A 21,782-nucleotide genomic window follows, 5' to 3' on the forward strand; every position below is an offset into this window, starting at 1 on the left:
TGCATAATGTGATATACAAAGCTTTTCCTACCTATTCCCCTATTTTCTTGTCTTCACTTTTTGGAAGTCGACCTGCTTTCTTTGCTGCTTCTCTTAATAAAAACTCTACATGACTATTGACGCTTCGAAATTCATCCTTTGCCCATCCTTGCAAAATGTCATATAATTTTGGGTCGATACGTAATGGAAAATTCTTTTTCTTAGCCATAGAAACCCTCTTTTGTCCATCAGATTCAGAAAAAGTTTATTGATATAATGACCCAGTATTAATAACCGGCTGTGCACCATGATCAGATACAATGGCAACAAGCAGGTTGTTAATCATAGCCACTCGACGTTCATCATCTAATTCAACAATGTCTTCTTTTTCAATTCTTTCAATAGCGTCTTGCACCATTCCTACTGCACCTTCTACAATTTGTCTACGTGCCGAGATAATCGCGCTTGCTTGTTGACGTTGAAGCATAGCCTGCGCAATTTCCGTGGAATATGCAAGATGCGTTAAACGTGTTTCAATTACTTCAACACCTGCAACATCTAAACGTTCCTGTAGTTCTGTTGCCAATTGATTGGAAACCTCTTCAGCATTACCTCTCAATGTGAGTTCAACATTTTCAAATGTATCATATGGATATTTCGTTGCAACAGCACGAATAGCCGTTTCACTTTGAATTTCTACAAATTGCTCATATCGATCAACATCAAATACAGCCTTTGCTGCATCAACCACCTTAAATACAATAACAGCGGCGATCTCGATTGGATTTCCATTGACATCGTTAACCTTCAGCCGTTTACTATTAAAATTCCTTACCCTTAAAGAAATTGTTCTCCTAATTGTAAATGGAACTGTAATAACAATACCTTCCCTGCGAATAGAGCCCATATATTTACCCAGAAAAATTACAACTACAGACTGATTCGGCTGAACAACAGTGATACCACTACCAAGTGTTATTGCAATAACTAGACAAATTCCTCCAACAACAAATTGTTGCTGAACAAATGAAAAAACTACTCCTGCAATAAGCACTGCAATTAATATAATACCTACAAACCCATTCATCGACCATGCATTTTTTTCTTGCATAACGATCCCTCCCCCATTTTGGATTATATATCTTATATTAAAATGATATCATTATTGTATAATAATGTAAATGATAGTTTTTAAAAAATTGTTTTTCTTTTTGAAATTATCCCGTTTTATTCAGCAAGCCATCTATCGGATCCTTTTCCGTTATAACAAAATAACCATTTCCATCCGTAGTAATTGTAATATTTCCGAACACAGCTGTTGAGTAAATATGTGCGTTAACTTTTTGAAGATTCCTAATTACACGATTAACTGGATGTCCATAGTGATTCGTTTTGCTATACGTTAAAATAGCAATCTGTGGTTTTATTAAATCCACGAATGGAAATGATGTGCTCGTCTTCGAACCATGGTGACCTACCTTTAAAATTTCTGACTGAATTTCATTTGTTTTTATTAACCTCTTTTCTTGTTTTCGTTCAGAATCACCCATAAGTAAAAAGTCAATTTCCTTATAACTTAATCGTAAAACGATGGATGATTGATTGTTATTCTTTTTTCCATTGTGTGAATTTAAAATTCTAATTTTCACTAATGGATCAAGCTCAATAATCTCATTTCGCTTGGCAACCTCAACTGGAATATCATTTTTAATAATTTGGTCGATATATTTTGCGAACGTATTTGTTGTATGTAGCTTACCTGAATCAATAATCCTGTTTACGTCAATTGATTTCATCACTGCTACTAAGCCTCCAATATGATCAATATCCGGATGCGTGGCAATAAGTAAATCAATTTTTTCTATATGATGCTTTTTAAGGAATTTGACAACAATTTTCCCTGATTTTGGGGGTCCGCCATCGATGAGTATTGTTTTATCGTTCGGCGTTTCAATAAATATGCTATCCCCTTGGCCAACATCAATGAAATGAACCTTCATGTTTTCCTTAGCTTCACTGTAACTAAAATTTGCAGGATATACTGTTATAAAAAATATTAGAATAATACTAATTGACCATTTACCAAATCGCATTTTAAACATCCTTTCCTCGTAATTAGTTTTTCATTTATATCGTTTAATTATTATCAAATAAGAGGTTTTTAAAAAAAGCGTAATATTATAAACAAAAGGCTCATTTCGCATAGTTTGTTGCTGTTTTTAGAAAATGCGATATAAGTGCTGTGATAAATTTATCAGTTTTTATTGCTTTCTGATCCGCAGCCCGTATCCACTTCGCTTTCCTGGGGCTGCTACAGCGTTGCCCTATGGTGCGCGAAGTGAATTTCCGGTACAGCAGTCTAACCACAATCTATGTCACATTTTGTATTAATAATTAGATAAGATGCAACTTTTGAAAAGACAACAATCTTTTAGAAAACAACCAAACAAAAAACGCTGATACCAAATTTAGGTACCAGCGTTGTACAATTATTTATACTTGTTTAACTGTTATTTCATCAGTTGCAACATCGACATGTACTGCTTTCAAGTCATTATTTTCTAATAGCAAATCAGTTAGTTGATCTTCAATTTTATCCTGAATGACACGACGTAATGGTCTTGCACCAAAACGTGAATCATATCCGATTTTGACAAGTTGTATTTTGGCTGCTTCAGTTATTGTAATTTCTAGTTTATTTTCTTCCATGCTCTGTGTTAGATCTGAAAGCATTAAGTCAACAATTTCAAGTAAGTCTTCTTCTGTTAACTCATTAAACGAAATAATGGAATCAAAGCGATTTAAGAATTCCGGTTTGAAATATGCACTTAAATTTTCTAAGATTGACACGGATTCATGCTCAATGCGGTTGAACCCAACATTAATTTGTTTATCGCCAGTTCCGGCGTTACTTGTCATAATAATTACAGTTTCTTTAAAGTTGACTGTTCGGCCATGTGAATCAGTTAAATGACCGTCCTCCATAATTTGCAGGAACATATTTTGTACGTCCGGATGTGCTTTTTCAATTTCATCTAACAGAATAATTGAATATGGATTGCGACGTACACGCTCCGTTAATTGACCTGCTTCCTCATGACCAACATAGCCTGGAGGAGAACCGATAATTTTAGACACGGCATGTTTCTCCATATATTCACTCATGTCTAAGCGAATCAATGCTTCACGTGAACCAAATAGTTCTTCTGCTAAGACTCTAGTTAATTCAGTTTTACCTACACCAGTTGGACCAACAAATAAGAATGAACCTATTGGACGATGTTTTGATTTTAAACCTGCACGACTGCGGCGGATTGCTTTTGCAACCTTGTCAATGGCTTGGTCTTGTCCAATTACTTTTGCAGAAAGATTTGCAGCAATGTTTTTCATTTTCTCTTGTTCATCTTTTTGTAGTTTTGTTACTGGTATGCCTGTTTTTTCTTCAATGATTAAATGAACATCTTCTATATCGACATCAATTACTTGTGCTTCATCTTTTGCTTTTTCCAATTGCTTTTGCAATTGTATTTCTTGATAACGAAGATGTGCTGCACGTTCATAATCCTCTTGATCTGCCGCTTGTTCTTTTTCATGAATAATTTCTTGCAATCTCTGTTCAATTGAATCAGAGTCTTTTTCTGCATTTGCCAAATTTAAGCGAGAACCAACCTCATCCATCAAATCGATCGCTTTATCTGGTAAGAATCGATCTTGGATATAACGTCTAGATAATGTTACAAATGAACGGATTACATCGTCTGAATAACGTACTTCATGAAATTTTTCGTATCGATCCTTGATACCATTTAAAATTTGTACCGCTTCGTCTTCTGATGGTTCCTTAACAATAATTGGTTGGAAACGACGTTCAAGTGCAGCGTCTTTTTCAATTTTTCGATACTCTTTTAAAGTTGTAGCACCAATTAGTTGTAATTCCCCACGTGCAAGTGCCGGTTTTAAAATATTTCCTGCATCCATTTGTGAACTTTCTGCAGTACCTGCACCAACTAATAAGTGAATTTCATCAACGAATAAAATGATGTTTTTACGTGACTGTAGTTCTTGAACTAATTGCTTCATACGCTCTTCAAATTGTCCTCGAATACCAGTGTTAGCAACTAATGATGCCACATCGAGTAAATAGATTTCTTTGTTCATTAGTTTTGCCGGAACGTTACCTTCAGCAATTTTCACTGCTAAACCTTCTGCGATAGCTGTTTTACCAACACCCGGTTCACCAATTAATACCGGATTATTTTTATTGCGCCTATTAAGCGTTTCGATTACGCGTTTTACTTCAGTGTCACGTCCGATTACTGGATCAATCAATCCAGCACGAGCAGCATGTGATACATTTTTTCCTAACTGATCAAGTAATCCATTTCCTTGATTTCCCTGTTTTTCATGAGTTTTTGTTCCCATTTGACTTGCTCCATTTCCCTGGAAAAAGTTTTGCGAAAACGCATCATGTTCGTTTGGATTAAATCCAGAACTTTGATTCATTATATTTCCTCTTATTTCATGAAAGCAGTCATCACAGACATGCATTTGCATTTTTTGATTATTGATTTGCATAGATACGTTAATAGTTGCAGGCTGAATTCCACATTGTTGACAATTCATATGTGATTCCTCCCCTTTGATTTTTCAAAAGTAAATTGTTAAAGGTTTGACTTTGACTATCTTTGACCTTATGACTTCATTATACTCTGACCTTTTTTGACTTTCAAGTATTTTAATAAATTTTTTTAGGACTATAACCTAATTTGTAGGCAAATGGATAGGAAAATATACTTTGATCATATTGTTAACTTTATTATTTTCACATATAATATAGACTAAAACATTTTTACATAGTATATACGACTTGAATTGAGGTATTTATTTTGGCTAAGTTACGTACTGAACGAAGACGACAACGAAAAAAATCCAAGTGGAAAAAACGAATACTCTATTCTTTACTTACTTTATTTGTAATTATTGTTGGTATCGGTGTTTATTTAGCTTTCCACACGTATAAAGCTGCAAAAGAGTCCTATGAAGGCTTAGACCGACCAGGTGAGAAATCGGAATTGAGAGAAGAAGCGGTCACCATCGGAAAGGATCCTATTTCGATATTGCTTATGGGTGTAGAAAACTACGCGACCAATGGCAAAAACGGCCGTGCGGACACACAAATTGTTGTGACCCTAAATCCGAAAACAAATAAAATGACAATGACTTCAGTTCCTAGAGACACAAGAGTAATGCTTCCAGAAGAAGGGGCAGGGCAATATGCTGGGTTTCATAAAATAAATTCAGCCTACACGTATGGCTCTATTACAGGGTATGGTGGCAATAAGCTTACAATTGAAATGGTTGAGGATTTACTTGATATACCGATTGATGAGTATGTAGCCGTTGACTTTGAAGGCTTTCGTGAGATTGTAGACTCTCTTGGCGGTGTAGAGGTAGATATTAAAGAAGGGTTTTGGGAAAAAAATATTTATAACAACGACAAAAGAATTTATTTTGAAGAAGGTTCAGCTAAGTTAAATGGTGAAGAAGCACTGGCGTTTGTGCGGATGCGAAAACGAGCAGTAAATAATATCTATCCTCGTGATGAACGGCAGCGGCAATTTATTAAGGCTGCAATTAGTCAAGCCATCTCTGTCGGTACAATATTTAAGGTAGGAGAAATATCAGATATTCTTGGGAAAAATGTGGAAACTAGTTTAAAACCATCAGAAATTTATTCATTGCAGAAAGTATATTCTTCTATTGATGCGTCGGGAATTGAAACGTTTAATATTGATGGATCAAATCAAATGGTAAATGGTTCGTCCTATTTTATTCCAACAGACGAAGGGGTATCTGAAGTTACTAGGAAATTAAGAAAGGAACTAGAATTATCTGCATCAGATATAAATGTGTCATCTGATAATGAAGATGACACAACATATTAACGAGTATATATTTTCGAATCACTTATAAAATCCCGAATGGAGTCTAACTACATTCGGGATTTTAACTTTTATATGATTATCTTTTCACTTTTTCTTTTTGTCTCAACTCAACGCGGCGAATTTTTCCTGATGTTGTTTTTGGCAGTTCATTAATAAACTCAATTTGTCTTGGATATTTATATGGTGCGGTTAATTCTTTTACATGATCTTGCAATTCTTTAACAAGATCTGGATTATTTCTGTGTATCCCTTCTATAAGAACTACGAAAGCTTTTACAATATTGCCACGGACTTCATCTGGACTCGCAACAACAGCACACTCCTGTACGGATGGATGTTTGACAAGGGCATCCTCTACTTCAAACGGTCCAATTGTGTATCCAGAACTGATAATAATGTCATCACTACGACCTTCAAACCAAAAATATCCGTCTTTGTCTTTGGAAGCCTGATCACCTGTTACATAATAATTTCCGCGTTGTGCTTTCTTTGTCCGTTCAGGATCTTTATAATATTCACGGAACAATGCAGGGCAATCTAAACGTACTGCAATGTCGCCAACTTCTCCTACAGCAACTGGATCCCCATTCTCATCTATAACCTCTACGTCATTTCCAGGGGTTGGTTTACCCATTGAACCAGGTTTTACCTCCATATCCTTCATAATACCTAACAACAATGTGTTTTCTGTTTGTCCATAACCATCACGAACGGTAACATTAAAATACTTTTGGAATGTATCAATGACTTCACGATTTAATGGTTCCCCAGCGGAAACAGCACTATGTAATGCCGGCAATTGGTATTCTGTTAAATTATCAACCTTCGCCATGATACGATATTCGGTCGGTGTACAGCATAACACATTAATCTCATTATCTTGTAAAAGACTTAAATATGTTTTTGCATCAAATTTACCGTTATAAACAAAGCCTGTTGCGCCAGAACCCAATACAGATAAAAATGGACTCCAAATCCATTTTTGCCAACCAGGTCCTGCGGTTGCCCAAACGGTGTCGCCGTCATTAATGCACAACCAATTTGCTGAAGCTGTTTTTAAATGAGCATAGCCCCAGCCATGCGTATGGACAACACCCTTTGGATTTCCAGTCGTACCAGAAGTATATGGCAAAAACGCAATATCATCACTCGATGTTTTAGCCATTTCCAATTGATCCGATGCCTCATCCTTTAATCGATCCAAGAAGTCCCATTCCTCAACTGGTTCGCCAACAACAAAACGTTTTAATTGGGCATATTCATTAATATCCTTGTACTGGTTAACAAATGGATAGTAACTAACAACCCCACTAACTTCACCATGGCTAATCCGATACTGCAAATCCTTATGTTTCAGCATTTCTGAGCTCGGTATAATGATAATTCCTGTTTTTAAAGCAGCTAAATATACTTCATAAGCTGCAATAAGTCTCGGAATCATAACAAGGATTTTATCACCTTTTTTCAAACCTTTTCTCAAGAAAACGTTTCCAATTTTGTTTACATTTTTCATTAATTGGGTATAAGTAATTATCTCTTCTTTTCCAGCGTCATCCTGCCAGACTAGTGCTTTTCGTGTTTCGTCTTTTGCGTAACGCTCCATTTCCATAACAATATTATATTCTTTCGGAGCTACAAGATCTTCTCTGTTCAAAGTTATCAACTCCAATTTCTATATTTCTACTAGTATAGCAAACGTTGTGAAAATTTTAAATAAACAAATCTTATAAACTTACTTAGAAAAAATGGTTCGACCCTTTTCACTATTTTTTCCGAAATAAATTTATTTTAAAGTCATTACTTTTGAACTATAATATTGTTATAGAACAAAAGACAAAATTCAAATACATGCATGGTAAGGGCGTGGTTATATGAGTAACGTTCCACAGAAAAAAAGCAACTTCTTATATTCTCTTTTTAAGAAAAATCACGTGAAAGATGAACAGACCTATTTATCTAATCCAAACAACGACGTTCTATTAGACTACTATTCATCATTGGCAAACTACCATCCAGATTTAATTATTGTTCTATCACTTGATGGGGAGATCATTTCACAAAACCGAGGCAGTATCAATGAATTTTTAGGATATCATCCAGATGATACGATCGATTATAGAGATTTTGTCCCTGGCAGCACCTATAAAAAATTACGATCAACTTTTTTTGAAACAATAAAAAATGGCACAAATCTGATAGAAGAAGTTACAGTTAAAAATAAATATGATCAGACTTTATATATAGTATTAACTTTTATACCAATCAAGAAAACAGATGATGACGTTGAAGGAATTTATATAATTGTTCGTGACAACACGAATGAAAAACATCTTCAGCAGGAATTAGAATTAAAGGAAAAGCATTTAACACATGCACAGCAAATAACACGAATTGGTAGTTGGGAATATTTGATTGAGGAGGATACACTTTATTGTTCCGATTATTTTTATGATATTTTTGGAATTGACAAACCAGATTTCGGCATTCCATCTATGGAAACGCCTTTTAAATTTGTTCATCCCGATGATAAAGAAAAGATCCGATCGATCGTTAATCAATCCGCAAAAAAAGGGATTGGATTTGCTACTGAATTCAGAGTTTATCATGGGAAATCAAACGAAATACGTTATATAAAAGTACAGGCAGAATCTATCTGGCAAGGCAATAAACCGTACAAGCTCGTTGGCGTAGTACGTGATTACACAACTCAACAACAATTAGAAATACAAATGGAAGAAACATACAAGAACTTTCAGCACATATTTGATAACTTAAATGCAGGAATTTGGTTAAAGGATTATCCCTCTGGCAACATCACATATGTCTCAAAAGGATTAGAAGCTATTCTTCAGTATCCCTTAGAGCGCTTATCTATAGATGACTCGATTTGGAAAAATTTAATTTTCCCGGCAGACCGAGAGGATGTGTTTGGTAGACAGGAATTACTAAAAACTGGTGAAAGCTTGTTACACAGATATCGCATTGTAAGTGGAGATGGGACAACGAAATGGGTTTTTGACCAAACGGTACCATGGTTTAATGAAGAGGGAGAACTCACAAAACTCTTTGGAATGCTTACTGATATTACTCCTGAAGTAGAAATGCAGGAACAGCTTGACTATTTTGCAACACATGACACACTAACTGCTCTACCCAATCAGCGTAGCCTATATAATGAACTTGATGATTTATGTGGTGATAAGTCCAATTTTTCTTTATTGTATCTTGATTTGGATCGTTTTAAGCTTATAAATGATTCGTTAGGTTATCATATTGGTGATGAAGTTCTTAAACTGACTGCTAATCGTTTGTTAGCTATTTTACCTGACGAATCCTACTTTTCAAGGATAAGCAGTAATGATTTCATTGCATTGGTGAAAAATTTCGACTCGAAAAATTCTGTGTTTAATTTAGCAGAAAAAATTATAGAAGAAATTGAAAAACCTTTATCAGTAGAAGGTTATGATTTAAACATTACTACTAGTATCGGCATTAGTTTTTTTCCTGATGATGGTGATAATAAGTTAACATTAATTGAAAATGCACATGCTGCTTTATATCATGCTAAACATCTAGGGAAAAACAATTATCAGTTTTATTCTTTTTCAAGAGATATTTCATCTTATAAAAAATTTATATTGGAAAAAGACATGCGAAAAGCAATTGTTAACGAAGAATTTGAGGTCTATTATCAACCTAGAGTCTCCCCTGCTTCAGGTGTAATACAAGGGGCAGAAGCATTAATTCGTTGGAATCATGAGGAATGGGGACTTGTTTCTCCTGGAGAATTTATCCCATTAGCAGAGGAAAATCACTTAGTAAATCAAATTGGTGATTGGGTAATTAAGCGCGTGTGTGCTCAATTACACACTTGGAAAAGCAATGGGGTTTCCCTTCTACCAATCTCAATAAATATTTCCCCACAAAGATTCTTGAGAAAAGGGTTAGTGGAATTAATCGAAGAACAATTGAATCTATATAATATTCCGGCTAAATATCTCGAATTTGAGATAACGGAGAGTTCCTTATTAAAAAATGAAAAAACAGTACTAGCTACAATGAATGGGTTGAAAAAATTGGGCGTAAAGGTTGCTATTGACGATTTCGGAACCGGGTATGCCTCATTAAGCTATTTACGAGAATTCCATGCAGATACGATCAAGATAGATCAAGTGTTTATCAAAAATATTCAAAATGGTACTAGCAATGATGCAGCAATTATTTCATCCATCCTGCATTTGTCTAAGGGAATAGGGGTGAAAGTAGTAGCTGAAGGTGTGGAAGAATATGATCAGCTAGAATTTTTAAAACAAAAAGAATGTGACGAAATTCAAGGATATTTGTTTTCACAACCCGTGCCGGAAGATACATTTTTACAAATGCTGCAAACCGGCTATATTAAACCGACAAAGCCAAAAGTAAACAATGTACCAGACGATGAAAGAAGAAACTTTTACAGGGTTTCACTTCCATTTCATGTTATTGGGGAGATGTCAATTGTTGAGGTAAACAAACGCAAGGTCAATCTTGGATCTGCCCAGATTTTAATCGAGGATATCAGCTTAGGAGGTATCAAAATTTTATCCTCACTAAAGCTCCCAGTTAATTCAGCAGTCAAATTTAAATTTACAATTGTGCTTATGGGAGTAAAATTTAAATTCGATGGAGACCTAGTTTGGAAAAACAAAGCAAAAGGCGAAACATTTTACTATGGAATAAACTTTAATATAGGTGAAGTTGAAGAGGACAAACTTGCCGAAGTAATAAATAAGATGACTGTATTACAAAACTTGAACCAGGAAATACCTGACACCCCTTTTGTACGTGATAATCCATATGTTTATTTGCATAAATACCAGATATAAAAACTAAATCAGTGGTAGCTATTTAGATTTAGGAATTAACTAGATCAAAAAGACAGAAGCGGGCACCGCTTCTGTCTTTCAATATCCATATATAGCTTCAGGCAACATGTTTTTCAATACTAATTCATCCAAGCTTTTAAAACTATATCCTTGTCTTTTTAATTCCTTTATCAGCTTTGATAGCGATTCTGCATTGTCCGAAGAAACAGTGTGCAGCAACACAATAGCACCTGGATGCATCTGTTTCATTATTTGATCAAAAGCGTATTTCCACCCCTTTTGATTCTGTGTATTCCAGTCAGCAAATGCTAACGACCAGAATATATGAATGTAACCTAAATCATTCGCCCACTTGAGTGTTTGCTGATTAAAAACTCCTTTTGGTGGGCGCATGTATTTTAATTCTTCCTGATCCGAAATAGCAGCGACAGCATCCTCTAGCTCTTCTAATTCCTTGCGCATTTCTTCCTTCGTTAAAATCGTCATGTCTGGATGATGATACGAGTGGTTTCCAATAATATGCCCTTCGTCTACCATTCGTTCTATTAAATCTGGTTTACTCTTTACATAATGACCTGTTACGAAAAAGGTCGCAGGAACATTTTCTTGTTTTAATACATCTAAAATATCGTCTGTGTAACCTTCTTCATACCCATTGTCAAATGTTAAGTAGACAACCTTATCACCGGAATGATCTGCATAATATGCACCATTTTCCTCTAAAATGGCTCGATATTTTCCAACATCAGGAACTTTGTGGTCCGTGTTTTTCTTGTAACCCCAACCATAGGAAGCGGATGCAGTAGTCCCCATTAAAATAAAGGTAAAGAAAAACACCGTAATAATCGGCACAACAAGCGGTAATTTTCGCATAATAACCCACCCTGTTTTTTCCCTTACCTTTTACTTTAATGAAGCAATTTATACATATTAAAAAAGTAGAGACCCGATCCAACCAAATAGAAACAACGGAATATTATAGTGTAAAAATGTTGGTACACATGTATCCCAAATGTGATGATGTCTTCCATCCGCATTCAATCCTGATGTTGGTCCAAGCGTACTATCTGATGCTGGAGAACCAGCATCACCTAATGCACCCGCAGTACCGATCAATGTTGCAGTAGCAATTGGTGAAAACCCTGCAGCTAAACAAATCGGTACATAGAGTGCTGCAATAATTGGAATCGTTCCAAATGACGAGCCAATTCCCATTGTAATGACTAAACCAACGAGCAACAAAATAAATGCAATAAGTGCTTGATTATCTCCTAAAAATCCTGAAGATACATCCACCAACGCATCAACTGCACCAGTTTTTGTCAAAATGTTTCCATAACCAGCCGCAACTAACATTACAAATGCAATTGTCCCCATCATCGTAATACCATCTGTTACAATTTTATCACCTTGTTTAAACGGAACAACGACAAATAGGAACATAAGCACGATACCTGTCAATGCTCCAATTATTAAGTTGTCCGTAATTATCTGCACAACTAAGGCAGCGACAATAGCAACTAATGTAAGAAAATGTTTACGATTGAATTTGACTACTGTTTCCTCATGATCATCCTTAACACCTGCGCCTTCTAATGCTACAGTTGATACACGATCTTTTCGATACGTAATAAAAATAGCGACGAAAAGCCCAACAATCATACCTATACCAGGAATAAGCATGGATAGTGTTACTTCGTCCAATGTTAAACTAACACCACTTATCTTCATGTTTTCTTGAATCGTTTGTTGGAAGATAAAACCGAAACCCGCTGGTATCATTATATACGGAGCTGTTAAACCAAATGTTAATGCTGAAGCAACCCCGCGACGATCTAAATTCATATCATCAAACAATTTTAATAACGGTGGAATTAATATTGGAATAAATGCAATATGCACCGGAATTAAGTTTTGTGAGAGTGACGCAACACCAGCTATCGCTAGAAGCATCATGGTTTTCTTTCCAGTTAATTTTTTAATTAAGAAATTCACTAATATAGACGTAATTCCTGTATAACTAATTGCAACTGCAAATGCTCCTAATAAGATATAACTTATCGCCGTTTCGGCACCTCCACCTATACCACCGACAAGCATTTCTATTGATTTACTTATAGATAAACCGGCCATCACACCAGCGGTAATTGCCGCGGCAATGATTGCGATTATAACATTCACACGTAATAAACTAAGAATTGTCATAACTAAAACAGATACAACAACAACCCATTCCATTCTAGTTTCCCCTCTCTACATCTCTCTTTGTTCAACTTTAATACTTTACCATGATAAAGTAATGAAGTTAGAAAATCAACCCCTTTTTAGATTATTATTACTGGAAAATATTTAAATACCAAAAGCCCTGCAAATTTTACAGGGCTTTTGGTTGTTTATTGTTTCCTTAAGCTGCGAAGTAAGTGCCGTATTGGTTTAATCAGGAAGGACAAGTCTTTATTTAAGATTGTACGAAAAAGAAACATGGTCTTGTATTGGAATCCATGCACCAATACCTTGTTTAGTGACATTTTTTACAACGATGGATTTCTTATTTCCTTTTAGTTTAATGTATACCTCACCAAACGTCACCTGTCCCTTTTCATTAAGAGCTGGAGCATATGCTTTTAACGTACCAAATTTTTTCATAGGAACAGCATATGAATTATCCTTTTTTGTATTTTTACCAATAACCGTATTATAGGAAAGTGGTAGATCTGTTTTTTCTTTTGCTTTTAAAAGCATCATTTTTTTTATATCATCTGGGTTTGATATTTTATTTGTTAAAGCTCCTTTTACTTCCCTTTGCTCTTTTTGAATGTAATTCATTTCTAGATTACTGTCTCCACCCATATTGTTTAGTTCATTTGAATTTATCATCTGATATTCCCAATTAACCGTTGTTTCTAATGATTTATAATTTATTGGCCAGCGCCCTAAATAAATCATCCCCCTATAACCAATGGAAATAAAAGATGGATCTACTGATGTCTCATTTAACATTTTAATTAAATCAGGATTTTCAATTGGGACGTCTACCCCGTCTATTAATTCTTTTGTGGACTCACTGGCTTCAACAACCTCTTGGTCCTCTGTTGAATTTGGAAATGTATTTTCTTTAGAAATTGACAAGACATGACTTGGTATAGAGAAATTATCTTTTGATTCCTCTTTCTTTTCTTCACCAAGGATATTCATTGGGTATAGTAAAGCTAAGACAGTAACAATTAATGCAACAAGAGAGCATCTCTTTTGATTCATGTGTCCCATTCCTTTCATTTTACCTTAGTTTTTTCGGACACATAAATATTTATACCATTAATTTATCTTGCATTATCTACTTAATTCAATTGCTTCAAGACTTTCTTCTATTTTGATACTATCCTCAACCGATCGTATCATGGAACAATTACTTCTTGATAATGCTAAATTTTTATAGAGTCTATCTGGGTTCAAATGATAGCCCTTAATTGTATAGTGCAAAGAAATGCGTTCTATACGACTTGCCTCTTCTGGATTTCGTTCCACCTCTGCGGTAATGATCATATCCTCAATCTCCGTTCGTTGTTTTTTAAGGATTTTACGAAAGACTGATCCACTGCACCCTGCAATTGATGCTACCATCAGTTGATATGGGCGAAAACCGTATTCTTCATTTCCAGAGATAGATAAATTTCCATAGTCTAAATCAATTCGCATCCCATTTTCTTTAAGATAAAATTCCATAGTTCGTCACTCCTTTATTTAGTATTTAACCATTTCTACTCCTATCATAACCTTTCTTTAACATTTACATTAATTCAAGAAGATTGACCTTTTTTACATAAACGATTAAATTGAATTTTATGAGGGTTAAAAGGAGGGACAATATGGCATCAGTGAAAACTAGATTTTGGATCTTAATTTCGCTTGTAACGATTTCTGGATTTTCTCAAGGAATGCTGCTTCCTTTACTAGCAATTATTTTAGAGAATAATGGTGTATCATCATCGGTCAATGGATTACATGCTACCGGATTATACATAGGAGTGCTTATTGCTTCTCCATTTATGGAAAAACCTATGCATAAATTCGGTTTTAAACCTATTATCGTAGTAGGTGGATTACTCGTTTTTATTTCTATGGCATTATTTCCATTTTGGGAAGCTTTATGGTTTTGGTTCATTTTAAGGGTTACAATTGGCATAGGAGATCATATGCTACATTTTGGGACACAAACATGGATCACAACAACCTCTGAAAAAGCATCGAGAGGTAAAAATATCGCTCTGTACGGCTTATTTTTCGGTATCGGTTTTACACTTGGACCTTTAATGACGCGGCTTTTATCAGTTAATGAGGCATTTCCATTTTTGGTGTCGGCGGTGTTCAGCATGATTGTCTGGTCAGGAATGTTCTTCGTCAGAAATAAATGGCCAGAAGAAGTTAATACGCAAAGTGCAACAAGTTCATTAGGAAGATTTATTCAAACGGGAAAAATTGCCTGGGTAGCACTTTTACCACCCTTTGGATATGGCTTTTTAGAGGCAACATTACATGGGATTTTTCCAATCTACGGTTTACGAATCGGACATGATGTGGATATATTAGCTTTAATCATTCCATGCTTTGCTTTTGGGAGTATTTTATCCCAGCTGCCGCTTGGAATTTTAAGTGACCGAATAGGACGCAGAAAAATTCTTCTTTATGTTCTAACTGCCGGCAGTATTAGTTTCGCATTTGCAGCCTTTTTTGAAACATCTATCGTTGCTTTGTTTATTTTATTTACATTAGCAGGTATTTTCGTAGGATCGTTGTTTTCACTAGGGATATCTTATATGACTGATTTACTGCCTGGACACCTTCTACCGGCAGGAAATCTAATGACTGGAATAGCCTTTAGTCTGGGAAGTATAACTGGTCCTTATCTTGGAGGTTTATTTATTCAGTTTTTCCCGGACATATCATTTTTTTATATGATTGTTGGTATGTTGTTGCTCGTTTTAGGAGCCGTTTTTGTGAAGCAAGATATACGTGTACGTGTTGATGGTTAGACTAATTTCTCTGGGATGTGTTTTTAGCGACTGGCTACTATTCTAGCACTTCCCAACTACACAAAAAGACACTCTATGAAAAATCAAAGAGTGTCTTTTCCTATATAAATCGACTATATCGTTTTTCCAATCGATCTTGTATAAATGAGATAACCATACAAATGGGCCAATAAATTAATGCTATTAAAATATACATTGTCATGGAATCATACGTACGTCCCGCAACAATTTGCGCCTTTTGAAATAGTTCTGGAACAGTGATCACCGCTGCAAGAGAAGTAGCTTTCACGATATCTAAAAATACATTTGCTAACGGTGGAATAGCTATTCTTGTTGCTTGTGGCAAGATGACCTTCCGCATCGTCTGCCAATAAGACATATTTAATGCTTTTGCTGATTCCCACTGACCATACCCAACACTATTTAACGATGATCGGTTAATTTCAGCTATATACGCTGCACTATTTAGACCAAATGCCAATGATGCTGCTAGTATTGCTGAAAGTTCAATTCCCACAACTGGAAGACCCGAATATAAAATAAACAAAAATACTAGTATTGGAGTTCCACGCATAAAGGAGATGTAAACACGTGCTGGCCATCTTAAAATAATACGTGTAGAACTACGAGCTAGCGCAAGGAAAAACCCTAGTAATAGGCCTAACCCCATTCCGACCAGTGAAACAGCCATCGTCCAAGGTAACCCTTCCAAAACAAAAGGTAAGTTTTCCCAAGCGAGTTCCCAATCAAACAAATTTTTTAACTGAACTTGATCAATTTGTAAATTAAACATTGTACTACTCTATTCCTTCGATTTCAATAACTTCCTCTTCCGGTTTTTTAGAGACATCCTTTCCTCCAAAAAATTCCTTCGAAAGTTTGGTTAGAGTTCCGTCTTCACGCATCTCAGCCAATGTTTCATTTATCTTTTCTTCTAACGTATCAGCATCTTTAGCCATCACAATATTATTTGTTGTAGGATGGAATTTTAAATCTGGATGAATTTTAATGTCTAACTCCGGAAACGCAGTTAGTGCCAAACTTTGTAAATAATAATCGTTAATAATAACATCTGTGCGACCATTTGCAACATCTCGTAAATAAACATCATTTGTTGCATTACCATATGTTTTTACTTCTGCTCCAAATTTTCGAGCAATATCGCTATATACGGTTGTTGCAGCTCCTCCAGCCTTCTTTCCTTTTAAATCTTCTAACGATTCTATTCCAGACAAATCACCCGAACGAACAATCATCGTTGAATAGGAGTATTTAAAAGGATCACTAAATGTAAATTTCTTTTTACTCTCTTCCCTTGGACCTGCCGTTATAACATCTATCCGTCCAGATTTTAATGATCCTAACATTGCATCAAAGCCCATGATTTCAAATTTTATATCTAAATTTAATCGCTTTGCCACTTCTCGCATTACTTCTACATTATACCCTGTAATTTCATCTGATCCTTCAGGATAGTATGAGGCGGGAAACAATGTACCGGCAGTACCGTAAACCAATTCCCCAGCTTCTTGAATTTCAGCCCATTTCCCATCCGCTTTTTCTTTATTACTATCACTTGTTTCGTTATTCTCTTTATCCCCACAAGCTCCTAACACCAAAAGTAATGAAAATACTAATAAAGCCAAACCTTTCCATTTCATATCTGCCACCTCTTTTTAGTTGTTATACTCTAAAATTCTATTTGATTGTAACAGGTTGAATCAGTTAATTCAATAAATTAATAATCTGTTGTTCAATATAAATTTTACTGTTATATACTCATTTAACTATCCATTAATCCCTAAAACAATTCTTGACTTTATTTATTGTAGTGTTAATATAATAATAAATACTAAATTATAATTATTATAATTAAATATAAGATTGCCCACTATTTAAGATGATTATAAATGATTATAATTATCAATTACGTAGGAGGTATTGAAAATGACAACTAGTTACGCACCCCAAACAACACAAAGTGAGCACCCCACTTTAAAAATAGCAATTTGGTATAAACGTATTGCAGAACATATTGAATTAATTGCTGCCCTTTTTAGTGGATTACTTATTCTTATAACATGGTCATTGGAAGATTATATTTCACATCCGCTTTGGATAATTTTCCACTTAATTGCCTTTGTCATTGGTGGCTACGCTAAGGCGAAGGAAGGTATAGAGGATACAATTGCTAACAAGGAATTAAATGTAGAAATGCTGATGGTTTTCGCAGCAATTGGATCAGCTATTATTGGATATTGGACAGAAGGCGCAATATTGATATTCATTTTTGCTTTGTCAGGGGCACTGGAAACATATACATTAAATAAAAGTAATAAAGAGATCTCCTCTTTAATGGACCTTCAGCCGGAAACAGCTTTGAAAATTACGAATGGCCAAGAACAGATTGTTCCCGTATCTGAGCTAACAGTAAACGACACAATTATAGTTAAAGCTAGCGAGCGAATACCTGCTGATGGGATAATTGTTAAAGGAGGTTCTTCGATAAACGAAAGTGCGATTACCGGAGAGTCCATTCCAGTAAACAAGCAAATGAATCATGAAGTATTCGCTAGTACAGTTGCACTCGATGGAACAATTAATGTAAAAGTCACAAAGCCAGCAAATGAGACACTATTTCAAAAGATAATTGCCTTAGTCCAATCAGCACAGGATGAAAAGTCATCATCTCAGTTATTCATCGAAAAATTTGAAGGGACATATGTAAAGGTTGTTTTGACTGCTGTTGTCATAATGATGTTTTTACCATACTTTTTGTTTGGTTGGTCGTTATCAGAAAGTATTTATCGTGCTATGATTTTACTCGTTGTCGCTTCACCTTGTGCACTTGTCGCGTCGATTATGCCCGCAACCCTATCGGCAATTTCAAACAGTGCGAAAAATGGTGTTCTCTTTAAGGGTGGCGTCCATGTAGAAAATCTGAGCCACATAAAAGTGATAGCTTTTGATAAAACTGGAACACTTACAAATGGAAAACCAATCGTAACTGATGGATATTTCAAGTCAGAAGCTACAAGAGCAAAAGCTTTACCAATTATTAGCGCTATAGAAGAGGAATCTACACATCCACTTGCAAGGGCAATCGCAACTTATTGCTTAGGGAACATGGATAGGACACATGAAATAAACATTCAAAAGATGACTACGATTAGTGGAAATGGTGTAACGGCCCATGTAAATAATGAAAAATGGTTAGTTGGTAACGCAACATTAGTTGGGAAAAACAATGCCTTTCATTTTCATGGTGGTATTGCTACAGATTTAGCAGAGCAAGGTAAAACAATTGTCTTTATTAAAAATGATTCAGGTATAGTAGGCCTTTTTGCTTTAAAAGATACAATAAGAAAAGAAACAAAAGATGCAATCAAGGATTTGAAAAAGCACAATGTTCATCCAGTCATGCTAACAGGTGACAATCAAATTACTGCTAGTACAATAGCAAAAGAAGCAGGAATTGATCATTTTGTTGCTGAATGTTTACCTGAAGAGAAAGTTAACCATGTTAAAAACTTACGAAAAACTTATCAAAACGTAGCAATGGTCGGTGACGGGATTAATGATGCACCGGCATTAGCAAGCGCCAATGTTGGAATAGCAATGGGAGAAGGGACCGATGTCGCATTGGAAACTGCTGATGTTGTCCTAATGAAGAATAATTTACCGAAAATCACTAGTGCGATTCACCTTTCCAATCGTATGAACAAAATCGTCAAACAAAATGTAGTCTTCTCACTTAGCGTTATCTTAGTACTTATCGCATCAAACTTTTTCCAAGTACTTGACCTACCTTTAGGAGTTATTGGACATGAAGGCAGTACGATATTGGTTATTTTAAACGGATTACGATTATTAAAATAGATACAAAGATGCTGGGACAAAGGTATCTTTATCAAAGAAAAATCCGAACAACTAGAAACTATAGTTGGTGCAACTAACTCGCTCCGAAAATATACTTCGCTTTCCGCGGGTGGCTGGTGAGCCTCCTTGTGCTAACGCACTGTGGGGTCTAACCTATGCCCTTCCTCCCGCTGGAGTCTACAAATATTTTCTCCACTAAATTGTACATTGTTCGTATTTAGAATTGATTATTTTACTTATGTCTCAGCTTCTTTTTCTAACCTCATTTTTCTAATAACTGCATTAATTACCCCACCAGCAATAATGATGACACCCGAAATATAAAACCATATCATTAGGATAATAACGGTACCTAAACTGCCATACATTGCTGAGTAATTACCAATTGTATTTACATAATAGGAAAATGCCAGTGAAACCAATTGCCAGCATATCGTTGCAAATATCGCACCCCAAATAGCATTTCTAAAATAGATTCGTTTATTAGGTGCTAATTTATATAAAGCAGTTAAAACAATAAAAAACACGATAGATGAAACAATCCAACGAAAAGTCTCCCAAAGATTAATGAAATTATTGGATAAACCGAAAAAGGAGAAAATATATTCCCCTATCATCTTTCCAAAAATCGGTAACAAAAATGCAATACAGATGACTAGCACCATTGCAATAGTTAATACAATTGCGATCAATCTAGCTACTACAAAAGAACGATCTTCATCAACATCATAGGCGCGGTTAAAAGCCCGCATAATCGCATTGATTCCATTGGATGCTGACCACAGAGTACCAATAATACTAATGGATAATAACCCTCCATTTTGATTGTTTATAAGCTGCGAAACATTATTGTTAATTAGATTTGTAATATCAGATGGTGCATACGTTTCAATAAAATCCATAAAATTCTCAAATCTATACTGATCAACTGGTAAATAACCAATCATTGTAACCAAAAATAATAAAAAGGGAAATAAAGACAATAGAAAAAAATAAGCTAGTTGCGCTGCTAATCCAAAGACATCATCTTCTTCAAAGCGAATGTATAATTTTTTAAAAAAACTAGTTATTTTTCCCACAATACCCGCCCCTTTTTTACAATCATTACATTGTAGATTCTATTTTCTTCGGATCTTTTTTCTTCGTAATTTTGTTCATAGTGTCCTCAACTTGCTCCAGTGCATTTATTGCATTGTTAGCACCACTATTGAAGCTCTCATTAAATTGATTACAAGCAGTTTGTGCATTTCGGACTGCTTCAGAAGGGTGCTTCAAATAATAGTTCGCCTGACGTTTTACACCACTCATTTTATATTTCGTATAGTTTCTTGTTTCTCTATCACATAGCGCTGTTACCCCGCCTACAATAGCACCTATTAACATTCCCAAGCACAATTTATTTTTACCCATTTGTATCTCTCCTTTTGTTATATGTTGTCGTTTTGTCTAATAAACTTAAGCAATTCTTTACATCCCTCTGATACGAGTTCATACGTATAATCAAAGTCACCTGTAAAGTATGGATCGGGTACGTTACCTTCTAGCGGTTTTTCAACGTAATCCATAAGTTTTGCAATAACAGGTCCATTTTCAACTTCATTTACTTTTTTTAAGTCCTTTATATTTTGGTCATCCATCGCAATAATATAATTAAAATCATCCCAATCATTTTTATGTATTTGCCTTGCTAACAACCCTTCATAAGAGATTTGTTTCCTATCCAGCATTTTCCTTGTTCCTTCATGAGGTTGCTCTCCTGCATGCCAATGGCCGATACCTGCAGAGTCTACCGAAATTTTTTCAGTAAGGTCCCGCTTTTTTACTAAATCACGCAAGATCGCTTCCGCCATCGGTGATCGGCAAATATTACCTAAACAAACAAATAAAATTCGTATCATATGTACTTCACCTACCATCATTCATTTTAATTTAATTATAACAAAACTGGAAAGTCTGCTCATTCGTACATCCAATATTTTCCCTTAAATTAGCGTTTAAAACTTTCTAGAAAAAATGCTTGACTTTTATATTAATATTCGGAATATTTATTATAGGTATAATTCTAAAAAATAAAAAAGGGGGAA

General features: G+C 35.2%; 18 protein-coding genes. 4 read left to right on the forward strand and 14 right to left on the reverse strand.

What is annotated here, in order from left to right; translation table 11 throughout:
* Nucleotides 1–31 precede the first annotated feature (31 nt).
* The 4 genes from CS937_RS06405 to CS937_RS06420 form a co-directional block, all read right to left on the reverse strand.
* Nucleotides 32–208, reverse strand: coding sequence for a type II toxin-antitoxin system antitoxin (locus tag CS937_RS06405; RefSeq protein ID WP_099157600.1), 177 nt, complete (start codon nucleotides 206–208; stop codon nucleotides 32–34).
* A 36-nt stretch (nucleotides 209–244) separates the two neighbouring features.
* Complete coding sequence (locus CS937_RS06410) at nucleotides 245–1,090, reverse strand: SPFH domain-containing protein (protein WP_099157601.1); 846 nt, start codon at nucleotides 1,088–1,090, stop codon at nucleotides 245–247.
* Between the two features lie 106 nt (nucleotides 1,091–1,196).
* Nucleotides 1,197–2,072 (reverse strand): ComEC/Rec2 family competence protein, encoded by an 876-nt coding sequence (locus CS937_RS06415; protein WP_099157602.1) that lies wholly within the window; start codon nucleotides 2,070–2,072, stop codon nucleotides 1,197–1,199.
* Nucleotides 2,073–2,472: 400 nt separating this feature from the next.
* Nucleotides 2,473–4,602 carry an ATP-dependent Clp protease ATP-binding subunit gene (locus CS937_RS06420; protein WP_099157603.1) on the reverse strand — a complete coding sequence of 710 codons (2,130 nt, stop codon included), beginning with the start codon at nucleotides 4,600–4,602 and terminating at the stop codon, nucleotides 2,473–2,475.
* Nucleotides 4,603–4,865: 263 nt separating this feature from the next.
* On the opposite strand from CS937_RS06420, the gene CS937_RS06425 reads away from it, so the two are divergent.
* The gene (locus CS937_RS06425) at nucleotides 4,866–5,924 is read left to right on the forward strand and encodes an LCP family protein (protein ID WP_099157604.1); all 1,059 of its coding nucleotides are present in this window, start codon (nucleotides 4,866–4,868) and stop codon (nucleotides 5,922–5,924) included.
* 76 nt (nucleotides 5,925–6,000) lie between these two features.
* Here the strand turns inward: CS937_RS06425 and mbcS are convergent, their stop codons facing one another.
* A complete protein-coding gene (mbcS, locus tag CS937_RS06430; protein WP_099157605.1) occupies nucleotides 6,001–7,578 on the reverse strand; it encodes an acyl-CoA synthetase MbcS in 1,578 nt (525 codons plus the stop codon).
* A 217-nt stretch (nucleotides 7,579–7,795) separates the two neighbouring features.
* Here mbcS and CS937_RS06435 point away from each other — a divergent pair, with 217 nt between their 5' ends.
* Nucleotides 7,796–10,789, forward strand: a complete 2,994-nt coding sequence (locus CS937_RS06435; protein WP_099157606.1) for an EAL domain-containing protein — start codon at nucleotides 7,796–7,798, stop codon at nucleotides 10,787–10,789.
* A 78-nt stretch (nucleotides 10,790–10,867) separates the two neighbouring features.
* On the opposite strand, the gene pdaA is transcribed toward CS937_RS06435, so the two are convergent.
* The 4 genes from pdaA to CS937_RS06455 form a co-directional block, all read right to left on the reverse strand.
* Nucleotides 10,868–11,662, reverse strand: coding sequence for a delta-lactam-biosynthetic de-N-acetylase (gene pdaA, locus CS937_RS06440; protein WP_099157607.1), 795 nt, complete (start codon nucleotides 11,660–11,662; stop codon nucleotides 10,868–10,870).
* Nucleotides 11,663–11,719: 57 nt separating this feature from the next.
* Complete coding sequence (locus tag CS937_RS06445) at nucleotides 11,720–13,027, reverse strand: Na+/H+ antiporter family protein (protein WP_099157608.1); 1,308 nt, start codon at nucleotides 13,025–13,027, stop codon at nucleotides 11,720–11,722.
* A 216-nt stretch (nucleotides 13,028–13,243) separates the two neighbouring features.
* Nucleotides 13,244–14,047 carry a YfkD famly protein gene (locus CS937_RS06450; RefSeq protein WP_176555769.1) on the reverse strand — a complete coding sequence of 268 codons (804 nt, stop codon included), beginning with the start codon at nucleotides 14,045–14,047 and terminating at the stop codon, nucleotides 13,244–13,246.
* Nucleotides 14,048–14,119: 72 nt separating this feature from the next.
* Nucleotides 14,120–14,512 carry an OsmC family protein gene (locus CS937_RS06455; protein WP_099157610.1) on the reverse strand — a complete coding sequence of 131 codons (393 nt, stop codon included), beginning with the start codon at nucleotides 14,510–14,512 and terminating at the stop codon, nucleotides 14,120–14,122.
* Nucleotides 14,513–14,655: 143 nt separating this feature from the next.
* Here CS937_RS06455 and CS937_RS06460 point away from each other — a divergent pair, with 143 nt between their 5' ends.
* Nucleotides 14,656–15,819 carry an MFS transporter gene (locus CS937_RS06460; RefSeq protein ID WP_099157611.1) on the forward strand — a complete coding sequence of 388 codons (1,164 nt, stop codon included), beginning with the start codon at nucleotides 14,656–14,658 and terminating at the stop codon, nucleotides 15,817–15,819.
* A gap of 100 nt (nucleotides 15,820–15,919) precedes the next feature.
* Here the strand turns inward: CS937_RS06460 and CS937_RS06465 are convergent, their stop codons facing one another.
* Nucleotides 15,920–16,612, reverse strand: a complete 693-nt coding sequence (locus CS937_RS06465) for an amino acid ABC transporter permease (RefSeq protein WP_099157612.1) — start codon at nucleotides 16,610–16,612, stop codon at nucleotides 15,920–15,922.
* A 4-nt stretch (nucleotides 16,613–16,616) separates the two neighbouring features.
* On the reverse strand, nucleotides 16,617–17,480 hold the full coding sequence (locus tag CS937_RS06470; protein WP_099157613.1) for a transporter substrate-binding domain-containing protein: 864 nt from the start codon (nucleotides 17,478–17,480) through the stop codon (nucleotides 16,617–16,619).
* 286 nt (nucleotides 17,481–17,766) lie between these two features.
* On the opposite strand from CS937_RS06470, the gene CS937_RS06475 reads away from it, so the two are divergent.
* Nucleotides 17,767–19,698: a heavy metal translocating P-type ATPase gene (locus tag CS937_RS06475; protein WP_099157614.1), complete on the forward strand. Its 1,932-nt coding sequence runs from the start codon at nucleotides 17,767–17,769 to the stop codon at nucleotides 19,696–19,698.
* A gap of 236 nt (nucleotides 19,699–19,934) precedes the next feature.
* Here CS937_RS06475 and CS937_RS06480 read toward each other — a convergent pair whose 3' ends face one another.
* The 3 genes from CS937_RS06480 to CS937_RS06490 are packed head-to-tail and all read right to left on the reverse strand — an operon-like array spanning nucleotide 19,935 to nucleotide 21,596.
* The gene (locus tag CS937_RS06480) at nucleotides 19,935–20,777 is read right to left on the reverse strand and encodes a YihY/virulence factor BrkB family protein (protein WP_099157615.1); all 843 of its coding nucleotides are present in this window, start codon (nucleotides 20,775–20,777) and stop codon (nucleotides 19,935–19,937) included.
* A gap of 25 nt (nucleotides 20,778–20,802) precedes the next feature.
* A complete protein-coding gene (locus tag CS937_RS06485) occupies nucleotides 20,803–21,108 on the reverse strand; it encodes a YtxH domain-containing protein (RefSeq protein WP_099157616.1) in 306 nt (101 codons plus the stop codon).
* 17 nt (nucleotides 21,109–21,125) lie between these two features.
* Entirely contained in the window at nucleotides 21,126–21,596 is a 471-nt protein-coding gene (locus CS937_RS06490) for a low molecular weight protein-tyrosine-phosphatase (RefSeq protein ID WP_099157617.1), read from the reverse strand.
* Between the last annotated feature and the right edge of the window lie 186 nt (nucleotides 21,597–21,782).

Source organism: Virgibacillus ndiopensis (assembly GCF_900187325.1).
Taxonomy (GTDB): Bacteria; Bacillota; Bacilli; order Bacillales; family Amphibacillaceae; genus Virgibacillus_E; species Virgibacillus_E ndiopensis.

Coding starts and splice junctions, on each gene's coding strand:
- CS937_RS06405 (WP_099157600.1), bottom strand. CDS start 208: ATGGCTAAGAAAAAGAATTTTCCATTACGTATCGACCCAAAATTATAT.
- CS937_RS06410 (WP_099157601.1), bottom strand. CDS start 1,090: ATGCAAGAAAAAAATGCATGGTCGATGAATGGGTTTGTAGGTATTATA.
- CS937_RS06415 (WP_099157602.1), bottom strand. CDS start 2,072: ATGCGATTTGGTAAATGGTCAATTAGTATTATTCTAATATTTTTTATA.
- CS937_RS06420 (WP_099157603.1), bottom strand. CDS start 4,602: ATGAATTGTCAACAATGTGGAATTCAGCCTGCAACTATTAACGTATCT.
- CS937_RS06435 (WP_099157606.1), top strand. CDS start 7,796: ATGAGTAACGTTCCACAGAAAAAAAGCAACTTCTTATATTCTCTTTTT.
- pdaA (WP_099157607.1), bottom strand. CDS start 11,662: ATGCGAAAATTACCGCTTGTTGTGCCGATTATTACGGTGTTTTTCTTT.
- CS937_RS06445 (WP_099157608.1), bottom strand. CDS start 13,027: ATGGAATGGGTTGTTGTTGTATCTGTTTTAGTTATGACAATTCTTAGT.
- CS937_RS06450 (WP_176555769.1), bottom strand. CDS start 14,047: ATGAATCAAAAGAGATGCTCTCTTGTTGCATTAATTGTTACTGTCTTA.
- CS937_RS06455 (WP_099157610.1), bottom strand. CDS start 14,512: ATGGAATTTTATCTTAAAGAAAATGGGATGCGAATTGATTTAGACTAT.
- CS937_RS06460 (WP_099157611.1), top strand. CDS start 14,656: ATGGCATCAGTGAAAACTAGATTTTGGATCTTAATTTCGCTTGTAACG.
- CS937_RS06465 (WP_099157612.1), bottom strand. CDS start 16,612: ATGTTTAATTTACAAATTGATCAAGTTCAGTTAAAAAATTTGTTTGAT.
- CS937_RS06470 (WP_099157613.1), bottom strand. CDS start 17,480: ATGAAATGGAAAGGTTTGGCTTTATTAGTATTTTCATTACTTTTGGTG.
- CS937_RS06475 (WP_099157614.1), top strand. CDS start 17,767: ATGACAACTAGTTACGCACCCCAAACAACACAAAGTGAGCACCCCACT.
- CS937_RS06485 (WP_099157616.1), bottom strand. CDS start 21,108: ATGGGTAAAAATAAATTGTGCTTGGGAATGTTAATAGGTGCTATTGTA.
- CS937_RS06490 (WP_099157617.1), bottom strand. CDS start 21,596: ATGATACGAATTTTATTTGTTTGTTTAGGTAATATTTGCCGATCACCG.